At 61.3% G+C, this 11,007-nt stretch carries 10 protein-coding genes; 4 read left to right on the top strand and 6 right to left on the bottom strand.

Features of this window, described 5'->3' with window-relative positions:
• On the bottom strand, window positions 1-275 hold a 275-nt coding region (locus PLN84_RS11405), incomplete at its 3' end, for an SMR family transporter (RefSeq protein ID WP_348532084.1).
• Between the two features lie 156 nt (window positions 276-431).
• On the opposite strand from PLN84_RS11405, the gene PLN84_RS11400 reads away from it, so the two are divergent.
• A complete protein-coding gene (locus PLN84_RS11400; RefSeq protein ID WP_292385722.1) occupies window positions 432-665 on the top strand; it encodes a ferredoxin in 234 nt (77 codons plus the stop codon).
• 365 nt (window positions 666-1,030) lie between these two features.
• Here PLN84_RS11400 and PLN84_RS11395 read toward each other — a convergent pair whose 3' ends face one another.
• The 4 genes from PLN84_RS11395 to hxlB all read right to left on the bottom strand — a co-directional run bounded on the left by PLN84_RS11395 (window position 1,031) and on the right by hxlB (window position 4,296).
• A complete protein-coding gene (locus tag PLN84_RS11395) occupies window positions 1,031-1,471 on the bottom strand; it encodes a YetF domain-containing protein (RefSeq protein WP_292385724.1) in 441 nt (146 codons plus the stop codon).
• A 65-nt stretch (window positions 1,472-1,536) separates the two neighbouring features.
• The gene (locus PLN84_RS11390) at window positions 1,537-2,574 is read right to left on the bottom strand and encodes a M42 family metallopeptidase (protein WP_292385727.1); all 1,038 of its coding nucleotides are present in this window, start codon (window positions 2,572-2,574) and stop codon (window positions 1,537-1,539) included.
• Between the two features lie 8 nt (window positions 2,575-2,582).
• Entirely contained in the window at window positions 2,583-3,689 is a 1,107-nt protein-coding gene (locus PLN84_RS11385) for a pyridoxal phosphate-dependent aminotransferase (protein WP_292385729.1), read from the bottom strand.
• A gap of 7 nt (window positions 3,690-3,696) precedes the next feature.
• Window positions 3,697-4,296, bottom strand: coding sequence for a 6-phospho-3-hexuloisomerase (hxlB, locus tag PLN84_RS11380; protein WP_292385731.1), 600 nt, complete (start codon window positions 4,294-4,296; stop codon window positions 3,697-3,699).
• 527 nt (window positions 4,297-4,823) lie between these two features.
• Between hxlB and PLN84_RS11375 the strand changes: the two genes are divergently transcribed.
• Together PLN84_RS11375 and PLN84_RS11370 are read left to right on the top strand one after the other, a co-directional pair.
• Window positions 4,824-7,451 (top strand): ATP-dependent helicase, encoded by a 2,628-nt coding sequence (locus tag PLN84_RS11375; RefSeq protein WP_292385733.1) that lies wholly within the window; start codon window positions 4,824-4,826, stop codon window positions 7,449-7,451.
• Window positions 7,448-8,164, top strand: coding sequence for a metallophosphoesterase (locus PLN84_RS11370; protein WP_292385735.1), 717 nt, complete (start codon window positions 7,448-7,450; stop codon window positions 8,162-8,164). The genes PLN84_RS11375 and PLN84_RS11370 overlap by 4 nt, the downstream gene beginning before the upstream one ends.
• A gap of 183 nt (window positions 8,165-8,347) precedes the next feature.
• Here the strand turns inward: PLN84_RS11370 and PLN84_RS11365 are convergent, their stop codons facing one another.
• The gene (locus PLN84_RS11365) at window positions 8,348-9,421 is read right to left on the bottom strand and encodes an NAD(P)-dependent alcohol dehydrogenase (protein WP_292385738.1); all 1,074 of its coding nucleotides are present in this window, start codon (window positions 9,419-9,421) and stop codon (window positions 8,348-8,350) included.
• A gap of 380 nt (window positions 9,422-9,801) precedes the next feature.
• Between PLN84_RS11365 and PLN84_RS11360 the strand changes: the two genes are divergently transcribed.
• Window positions 9,802-11,007: transposase (locus PLN84_RS11360; RefSeq protein WP_348532083.1), on the top strand; the 1,206-nt coding region annotated here is incomplete at its 3' end.

Below are 11,007 nucleotides of genomic sequence, written 5' to 3'. Positions count from 1 at the left end.
CAGAGGAGGCGGCCGGCGCTCCGCGACTCGCCGAAGAGGACGATCCCGGCGATGACCGTCCCGACCGCCCCGATCCCCGTCCAGACTGCATACGCGGTCCCGAGCGGGAGGCCGGAGAGCGATCGCGAGAGGAGGTAGATGCTGCCCCCCATCACGACGAGGGTCGCCACTGACGGCGCAACTCTCGTGAACCCTTCGGTATACTTGAGGCCGAGCGCCCAGCCTGCTTCCAGGAGGCCGGCGAAGAAGAGGGTTATCCAGGCTGTGTTCTGCATGGCTCCTCATAGATCCGGCCGGGCGGGGGATATACCTTGCCGGTGTCCCGGCACGGAGTGCCGGACGGTGGGCCGCTCTCCCGGAGAACCCTGGGGACCGTCCGCTTCCGTCACCTTTAACATACAGGACGGTCCTTCCCGACGCAGAACGGAGGTATGAGAGTGGTGAAAGTTACCATCGACAGGCCGGGCTGCATCAGTTGCGAGTCCTGCTGGACGCTCTGCCCGGACGTCTTTGAACAGGACCCAAACGACGGCCTGAGTTCGATCGTTGAGCAGTACCGGGTCAACAACGACCCTGCACAGGGAGAGGTGCCCGACGACCTTGCCGACTGCGTGGTGGAGGCTGCCGACTCGTGCCCGGTGACGGTCATAGTAGTAGAAGAGTAAGGCCATCGGGGGGAGCAGAAAGGCTTTTATGGTCATTAAACCCAGGAAAATTATTATTCATAATTGGTGGATAAAAATTATATACGTTCAGTGCTATGGGGGATCTTGCCTGAGAGGGGGGTTCAACCAGAAGGCACATCAACATGATGCAGCAGGTTCACAGACCTGGGCGGTTACGGCCTGCGAACACGAGAAAATACTGCACCATGAACCGAAATGTGTCCGGGGCTGTAGCCCATCTCTTGGGCACCTTTTTCCCGATCATCACCTGCGGACCCCTACCGCACATCGGTGAGCGATCCCGTGCCGTCGCTTTTGCTCTTCGTAAGCACCGAGAGGTTTCCGTTCGTCTCGAGGACGATTGACTACACGCTTCCGGGAGAACCAATTCCTTCCGATCGTAACGCCTGCCGAACCTCGCTTGCGACGCTCCGCTCCCGCCGCATCGCATCATACAGGAACTCTCCGTCGTGGAAGATGAGGCGGGGCTCTGACTTCACCGCCTTCTGCACCTTCTCCGACCGGACGGACGACCAGGAGATGATATACTGCAGCACGATAAGGAGGCCGAGGGTCAGGACCCCTTCCGCAAGCGAGACGTCCCGCGAGACGATCGTCGAGGCGAGGATCGAGCCGATGGCCACGTTCACGATGAAGTCGAAGGGGTTCATCGACGAGAACGTTCCTTTTCCCGATAAGAGGACGATGATCACGAGGGCCACATACGCAAGGATATCGACAATCAGGACCCGCCCCAGGAAGGCAGGGTTGCCGAAGAAGATCTCTCCCAGGAATCCAGCGCTCATACCCCGCAGTGTGCAGGGGTGCCATAGCCCTTTCTGCCAGAGGCGTCTCAAAAAAGAGGGGTGTATCAGAGCGCGGGCTTGCTCTTCAGCGCCTCGACCAGGAGCCGGATCCCGGCCTCGACGTCGGCGGTGTCGACCACCTCGACCGGCGAGTGGATGTAGCGGGCGGGAATTGAGAATGGGATGCTCGGGATACCGCCCCGTTCGAGGTGGATGATCGTCGCGTCGGTGTTGCCGCCGGTCCCGACCTCGAGCTGGCACGGGATGCCGTTCTTCCCGGCGGTCTCCCGGAGCCACGCGGTCATCCGCGGATCGGCCATGAGCCCGCGGCCGCTCGCGCTGACGATGACGAGGACCGGCCCTTTGCCCATCTCGACGCTCGCGTCCTTCTTCTCGATCCCCGGATGGTCGCCGGGGATGGTGACGTCGGTCGCGATCGCGCAGTCGGGGTTTAGGGAGTATGCGCTCACCTTCGCGCCCTTCAGCCCGAGTTCCTCCTGGACCGTGAAGACGCCGTAGATCGTGTGGGGCGACTTCGCCTGCTGCAGGGCCCGGATGAGCATCGCGACGCCGACCCGGTTGTCGAACGCTTTGCCCGTGATGCGGGTGCCGGCAAGGTCCGCAAACTCGCGGTCGATGGTGATCGGGGTGCCGATCTCGATGCCGAGGTTCTTCACCTCCTCCTCGCTCGTTGCGCCCACGTCGACGAACATATTCTCGATCTTGATCTCCTTCTTGCGCTCCTCGTCCTTCATGACGTGGGGGGGTTTCGCGCCGAGGACGCCCATGACCGGCCCGTTCTTCCCGTGCAGGATCACCCGCTGGCAGTAGAGCACCGGTCCGTACCACCCGCCGATGGGGACGACCCGGATGAACCCCTTATCATCGATATACTGGACCATCAGGCCGATCTCGTCCATGTGGGCGGCGAGCATGATGGAGAAGTCGTCGCCGCGTTTTGTGGCGATCAGGTTGCCCATCGTGTCCTCGCGGATCTCGTCGACCGCCCCGGCAAGTTCGGCCCGGATGATATCCCGGATGTTTCCTTCGCTGCTCGATACGCCGTGGGCGTCTGAGAGCTTCCTGAGTAACTCTTTGACCATGATTCCCTTCACTCCATAAGAGCCCCGAGCCGCTCGACAGCCCGGGCGAGGGTCTCCCGGGACGTCGCGTAGCTGAAGCGTGCGTGATCGGGTGCCCGCGAGCCGAACGCTCCGCCCGGCACGACAACGAGACCGTTCGCGACGGCCTTCTCGATGAGCGCCTGTCTCATCGGGACGAACATGTAGAACGCGCCTTCCGGCCGGGGGAAGTCGAGGCCGAGGGCGGTGAGCCCCGTATAGAGGAGGTCGCGCCGGGCGCGGTACTCCTCCCGCATCCGGGCAACCGGCTCCTGGTCGCCGGTGTAAGCGGCGAGCGCGGCATACTGCGATATCGACGTCGCACACGCCTGGGCGTACTGGTGTATCTTCAGGCACTCGGGGATGTAGTCCTCCGGTGCCGCAAGGTAGCCGACCCGCCAGCCGGTCATGGCGTAGGTCTTGCTCGCGGCGTTGACGGTGATGACGTCCTCGCCGAACCGGGCCGCGCTGACGTGCTTCTTCTCGTAGACGAAGTGCTCGTAGACCTCGTCGGAGATGACCGTGACCTTCCGATCGCCTGCATACTCCACAAGGGCGCGGATCGAATCCTCGCTCTCGACGGCGCCCGTCGGGTTTGCGGGGGAGTTCAGGACGAAGACCCGTGCCCCGTCCATCTGTTCCTTCGCCCGCTCGACGTCGATATGCAGGGTCGCATCGAGTCCCACCCCTTCCGCCCGCCCGCCGGCAAACGCCGCGAGGGCTGCGTAGGAGACAAAACCCGGATCCGTGACGAGGACGCGGTCGCCCGGATCCACGAGCGCCTCCATGACGAGGTGGAGCGCCTCGCTCCCCCCTGCCGTGACGAGGACCTGATCCGGCCGGTAGGCGAGATCGTTCTCTCGCTCGAACTTCTCACAGATTGCCTCGCGAAGTTCCGGGATCCCGGCGTTCGGGGTATAACCCGTCTTTCCCTCTCGTATCGCGACGATCGCGGCCATCTTGATGTGGTCGGGCGTATCGAAGTCCGGCTGCCCGATACCGAGGTTGATTGCATCCGGCCCCCCGGCATCGAAGAGCTTCCGGATGCCCGACATCTCCACCGACCGGACCCGGTCGGCATACCTGTGTTCGCTCATAATCTCCTCACTCAATGTTCGCGTGTCGGCACTGAAGGTCTTCGGGCCGGCACTGGGTGATCTCCATCAACCGGGATATGATTGCATCCGCAAAGACCATGGCGGTCGTCTCGAAGATGGTACCGAGCGGCGCAAACGACTTGTGCTCGCCCATCATCTGCCGGATCTCGAACTCGGCCGACTCGTCGGCGACCTTATCCCGCTGGCTTTCGATGACGACGACGCAGTCAGCGATACGCCCGATCCGGGACTCCCTCTTCGACGTGATGAGGGAGACCCGTCCGCCGATCTCCTTTGCAGTCTCGGAGATATCCGCGATTGTCTTGGTCGCGCCGGACCCGGAGAAGACGATAATGACGTCTCCCGGCTTCATGGCCGGGGTCACCGTCTCCCCGACGACGAATGAGGAGAGGCCGAGGTGCATCAGGCGCATGGCAAATGATTTTGCAACCAGCCCAGAGCGCCCCGCGCCCATAGTGTAGATACGGTTTGCGTTCAGGATCTCGTTTAAGAATGCATCGATCTGCTCGTCGGACATCACATCCGCGATGGTCCTGATCTTGGTCGACATCAACCGCATCATGTTCTTAACCGGGTGATTTGTCATCGTAGTTCCTCTGTTACGTTTCACGAGAAGATACATTAGAATATCTCAGGTACGCCGATGTGCGGAACATTTCCGGGGACCCGGATCAGCCGCCGGCGAGAACCCTCAATGACTGAAAAGTCCTGGAGAGGCGTTTCTCAAAAGCGAGGGCGGCCGCGGCCGGGTGCCGGCGGCTGCCGGGATCAAATATCGGCATAATTGTGCCCGGACTGCAAAATACTGGAGTGTATTCAGGATATTATTCATCAACCATTCTGCTCGATCATCCCGGGCAACGCAAAAGGCTATTGATGATTATTGCAAATATATACAAAATTCAGCGTGATGACTCGGGTGAAGGGCGCGAATATCTGCCGTTAAAATCCTCATATGTGGCACTATTCTCGCCTGTGTTGCACCGTAGCGCTAAATTGGGGTAAATGCTCCTGCACGATGAGGCAGATCAGGGATTACGTGTGCCTGCCGCCCCCCGCACCGCTATGCAGGGGGCGCACGGTGGGACTCAAGGGACAACAACAGGTGACAAGATGGAAACTCGGCCGGCGGGGCAGGAAGAGCATTCGGACGAGGAGATCCTCGGTCTCCTCGACGAGAGTGTACGGGAATGGTGCATACGAGAACTGAACGGGCGGTTCACGCCGCCGCAGAGGATGGCAGTCCCCCTCATTCACGAGAGGAAGAACGTCCTCGTCTGTTCGCCGACCGGATCGGGGAAGACCCTCTCGGCATTTCTTGCGATTATTGACGACCTCTTCGTCCGGGCGCGGACCCGAAGGCTCGAGGATAGCGTCTACTGCCTCTACATATCGCCGCTCAAGTCGCTTGCAAACGACATCCATAAGAACCTCAGTCTGCCGCTCGAGGGGATCGGGGAGATCGCCCGGGAGCGCGGGGTCGAGCAGACGCCGGTCCGGCACGCCATCCGGCACGGCGACGTATCGAAGGCCGAGAAGGCGAAGATGGCGCGAAAACCCCCGCACATCCTCAACATCACCCCCGAGACCCTCGCGATCCTCTTGAACTCCCCGAAGTTCCGCGAGAGCCTCAGGACGGTCCGGTGGGTCGTCGTCGACGAGATCCACTCCCTTGCAGGCTCGAAGCGCGGTGTCCACCTCTCGGTGAGCCTGGAACGCCTGGAGAGACTGGTGAAGGAGGCCGGCGGCGGGTTTACCCGGATCGGGTGCTCGGCGACGATCGAGCCTCTCAACGAGGTCGGTCGGTTCCTCGTCGGCGCCGGGCGCGAGGTCGAGATCGTGGATACCCGGTTCGCGCGGGAGTTCGACCTCGCGCTCCTCTGCCCGGTTCCCGACCTGATCGAGACGACGCCCGAAGACCTCTCGCGGCACCTCTACGCGACGATCCACCACCATATCCAGGCCCACAACAACACCCTCGTCTTCACGAATACCAGAAACGGCGCCGAGCGGATCCTCCACAACCTCCGGGTCCGCTACCCGGAATGCTACACCGAGGAGAACACCGGGTGCCACCACGGCTCGATGGGGACGGAAGGGAGGCTCCTCGTCGAGGAGCGGCTCAAGGCCGGGGAGGTGAAGGTGGTGACGACCTCGACGTCGCTCGAACTCGGGGTCGATATGCCCCACGTCGACCTCGTCCTCCAGGTCGGGTCCCCGAAGTCCGTGGCAGCGCTCCTCCAGCGGGTCGGGCGGGCCGGGCACCGCCTCGGCGAGGTGGTGAAAGGGCGGATCGTCGTCCTCGACCGTGACGAGCTCGTGGAGTGCGCGGTGATGCTCAAGGAGGGGCAGGATGGGTTCGTGGACCGGATCCACATACCGGAGAACTGCCTCGACGTCCTTGCCCAGCACGTCTTCGGGATGGCCCTCGAGGGGGAGCAGCAGATCGACGGGATGCTTGCGGTCATCCGCCGGTCCCACTGCTACCGTAACCTCGAAGAGGAAGACCTCATGAGCGTCGTCCGCTACCTCGCCGGGGAGTATGCGGGGCTCGAGGAGCGGCACATCTACGCCAAGATCTGGCACGACCCGGCAACCGGGACGATCGTAAAGCGGGGGAGGAACGCCCGGATGATCTACTTCTTAAACTCCGGGACCATTCCGGACGAGTTCTCCTGCGACGTCCTCACCCGGGACGGGGTCTTTACCGGGACCCTGGACGAGAAGTATCTCGAACGGATGAACAAGGGCGACGTCTTCGTCCTCGGAGGGCGGCGCTACAAGTTCGCCTACCGCCGGGGCGGGAAACTCTACGTCGACCCGACAGGCGACCGCCCGACGATACCGAGCTGGTTCTCGGAGAAGCTCCCGCTCTCGTTCGACCTCGGCCTGCACGTCCTCCGGTTCAAGGAGAGGATGCTTCGCGCGATGCAGACGTCTGCAACGGAGGAGATCGTCGATGTGCTCCTTGCCGACTACCCGATCGACGAGAATAGCGCCCGGAGCATATGCGCGATCTTCGAGCAGCAGGTCCTCTACCTGGGGGAGGAAGCCGTCCCCACGCCGGACAGGATCGTCGTCGAGGAGCAGGTGGACCGGGAGAACCGCCGCCGCCTCTACTACTTTATGACCAACTACGGGCTGCGGTTCAACGATGGGTTCTCCCGGATCGTCGCCTATATGATTGCACGGGACGTGACGACGAATGTCTCGGTCGGGATCAGCGATACCGGCTTTCTGGTCTCGATACCACTTGAGAAGAGAGCCGATCCCGCCCGCATCCTCCGGGGCATCCGGGCCGACGAGTGCGGGGAGGTCCTCGAGGCGGCCGTCGAGGGCACCCAGCTTGAAAAGAGGGTCTTCCGGATCAACGCGGCCCGGTCGTTCATGATCCTCAAAAACTACATGGGGCGCAAGAGGAGCGCCCGCCGCCAGCAGGTGAGCGCCGATATGCTGATTGCGTTTGCAAAACGGTTGCCGAACTTCGCCGTGATGCGGGAGACCTACCGCGAGGTGATCGACGACCGGTTCGAGGCGGAGAACATCCGGCGGATTGTCGACGGGATCGCCGACGGGGGGATCGAGGTCGTCCTGACCCATACCGCGTCCCCGAGCCCGCTGGCGTTCGGGATCGCGACGCTCGGTGTCTCCGACGCGGTCTACGCGCAGGACCGGCTCACGATGCTCCGCGAGTTCCAGCGCCGCGTGATGACCAGCATCGAAGACGGGGCTGTGGCATGAACGCGGTCGCCGAGGCCGACATCCTTTCCCGGTTCGGCTTCTACAAGGGCGCCCTCTACGTCCGGGACCTTGGCCTCTGCGTCGTCTCCGACGTCCACATCGGGCTTGCCGAGACGCTCTACCGGCAGGGGCTCCATTTCCCGCTCCACGAGGAGGAGACACTGCTCGATCGGTTCGAGACGATCCTGGAGCGGTTCAGGCCGGAGGTTTTCGTTCTCGACGGGGACATCTTCCATTCCTTCGACCGGGTGAGCCGGGACGTGCGGGAGACGTTCTCGACGGTCCTTGCGACCCTGCGGGCGGAGTGCGAGGTCGTTCTGGTCCGCGGATCGCACGACACCATGCTCCCCGCTATCGCAGGAGGAACGGTCGAGCGCTACGACCGCGGTGGCTACACGGTGGTCCACGGCGACCGGGAGGTCGCCGACCACGGGGCGCTGGTCATCGGCCACGACCACCCGGCGATCGAGATCGATATGGCCCGGTTCCCCTGCTTCCTCTATGGCGAGAGGGCGGCAGACGGGAAGGACCTCATCGTGATGCCTGCCTTCAATCCGCTCTCTCCCGGCGTCGTGGTGAACTACGCGCGAGGCCGGGACTTCCTCTCGCCCATCCTTCACCGCGTTGATGCGGGCAGCCTGCAGCCGGTGGTGGAGGTCGACGGCGAGGCGGTGGTCCTCCCGCCGCTCGCGGGCATCCGTCGGTTTGCCTGAAGGGACGCCGTCTCACGTCCGGTGCGGGGCTGCTTCGAGACCCCGGGGGGAGAGACGGGTTCCGGGCTGCGCTCTACGGCAATTCTGGAAAATGGGGAGCGCGAAGCAGGTTATCTCCCCTGCTTGCGGCGTGCGCACCAGAGAGGTGGCTTCAAAAATGGAGAGCAACTCAAAAATAGTGAGTTACTCTTCGATCACGACGATGGGCTTGATGAGGTCTCTTGGCTTCTCCTTCATCAGGAGCAGAGCCTCCTCGAGCTTGTCGAAGCCCTTGAACCGGTGGGTGAGCATCGGGGAGAGGTTGAGCTTACCGGTCTCAACGAGGCTTGCGAGTTTCTCCATCCGCAGCCTGCCGCCGGGCATCAGACCGCAGTGGATGAACTTGTGGCTCATACCGCAGCCCCAGTCGACACGCGGAACGAAGACGTAGTCGCCCGAGCCGAGGTAGTTGACGTTCCCGATCTTTCCGCCGGGCTTGACCATCTTGACTGCCTGCTCCATGGTGTGTACGTCGCCACCTGCGATACAGACCTTGTCGACACCCTTGCCGTCGGTCTTCTCAAGAACCTGCTCGACGATGTCGCCGTTCTTGTAGTTGATGATGTCGGTTGCACCGTAGCCCCGTGCTGCGTTGGCACAATCCGGCCTGCTGCCGACCGCAAGGATATGGGACGCACCCATCAGGTTTGCACCGGCAACGCTCATCAGTCCGACAGGGCCGATACCGATACAGCAGACTGTGTCACCAAGTTTGATGTCAGCGAGTTCCGCTGCGTGGAAACCGGTCGGGACCATGTCGGTGATCATGGTTGCTTCTGCTACCGGGATGGAGTCCGGGAGAATCGCGAGGTTTCCGTCTGCTTCGTTGACGTGGAAGAGTTCGCCAAAGACACCGTCCTTGAAGTTCGAGAACTTCCAGCCTGCGAGCATGCCGCCGGAGTGGGTCGCAAATCCTGCCTGGGCTTCGCGGGACATCCAGTCGGGAGTGATCGCCGGGACGATAACGCGGTCGCCGGGCTTGAAGTCCTTCACCATTGAACCGACTTCGACGACCTCTCCGACAGCTTCGTGTCCAAGGATCATGTCAGTGCGTTCACCGATCGCTCCCTCCCACACGGTGTGGATATCGGAGCTGCACGGTGCAGCTGCAAGCGGCTTCACCAGTGCATCAAGCGGGCCGCACTTGGGTGCTTCCTTCTCAATCCATCCGATCTCGCCGATCTTGCGCATTGCAAGTCCTTTAATTTTTTTCGCCATAGTATATCCATCCATTAGGCTATCTCGTGAACCGGAGGTTCACGCGGGCCTCACGAGCAATGCTCATGGACCTGTGCCGATCGATACCTGCCCGATCGACACTTTTGCGACCGGATGATCAACCGACATAGTTTCCCAGTTGCTGAGCGAGACATATATAATTTATGTTCTGTATCACACCGCGAATTATAACGCCATTTCAAGGCTTTTTCGCTCATCCGCGGTAATTATTCAGTAATTCAGGAATGAGGTGCAGTGAGGGACTAAACACGGATTTCATGCAGTTAGGGCATATAGTGGCCAATATTCGCCCCATTTTGGCTTTTGAAGGTTCAAGATAGAAATATCTTTATGGAGTATAATCCCTAATATTATATCATATGGAGGAGTGGGTCCGTACATGGTTGAAAGAGCAGCGGCAAAAGGGCGAGAGATGCATCGAGATCAAGGAGATCCAGGGCAAACCGTACGTCTATCGCTCAACGAGCGTCTATGACCGGGCGACCAGATCACCGAAGAAGGTGAGCACCTACCTCGGGCGGCTCACGAAAGAACACGGCCTCATCGCCAAAGGAACAAGGCGCGCGGGCACCTCTTTACAACCTCGCAGTGTTTATGAACACGGAAATGCCGCCCTGATGGCAGAGGAACTCGGTGAACTGATCCCCGTTCTCCGGGAAGCGTTCCCCACCTGCTGGCAGGAGATCGTCGCACTCACCTTTACCCGGACCGCCGTGTACACCCCGCTCGCGAGGGTTGGGGACACCTGGGGGAAACTCGACAACGTCCTCGGTATTACGCCGGATTGTAATCTTGGCGCTCTCTCTCAGGTCCTCCCTGCAATCGGCAGCGATCATGCCGCCCAGCAGGCGATGTTCCGGCACCTCTCCACACAGGCGCACCAGTTCGTCTACGACCTCTCGTTTGTCTTCTCCTGCTCGGACATCTTCAACCTCGGCGAATTCAGCAATAATACTGATAACGTCTGGTTGCGGCAGATCAACATCGCGCTCTCCGTCGCAACGGATACCCGCCTCCCCACGATGTTCCGGATCCTGCCGGGAACGGTCGGGGACGCCGCTACCCTCATCGCATCCCTCGCCGGGAGCGATACTGCAAGGACAACGCTCGTCCTCGACCGGAGAACCGTCTCAGAGGCAAACGAGACGCTCCTGCAGGAAGGAAAGATCCCGTTCGTCGTCCTCCAGCGCCGTAACAACGCCCGGTATGCAACCAGGATCCATCTCACCGAGCACTTCTTCTACCGCAAACAGCTCATTCGTGCCGGCAAACGCGAAGTCAACGGCTTGATGCTCTACCTCTACGAGGATGCCGATCTCGAGATTGAGGAGAAGAAGACTCTCTATCGCCTGCTGGAAGTGGGTCAGATCGACCGGGAAACGCTGAACCAGCGCATGAAACGCGCCGGCAGGATCATGCTCCTCTCCTCGATCGTGGCGGACCCGCAGGAGATCTACGAACTGTATAAGTCGCGGAACACGGTTGAGGACCATTTTGACGCGTTCAAGAACCTGATCCTGGCAGACAAGCCCTACCTCCAGGACGCCACAGCGGTCTTCGGCCAC

Origin of the sequence: Methanoculleus sp. (assembly GCF_035363275.1) — an archaeon.
Lineage (GTDB): Archaea > Halobacteriota > Methanomicrobia > Methanomicrobiales > Methanoculleaceae > Methanoculleus.
Note: the sequence above shows the minus strand (reverse complement) of the source record. Positions and strands in the feature narration are given on the sequence as shown.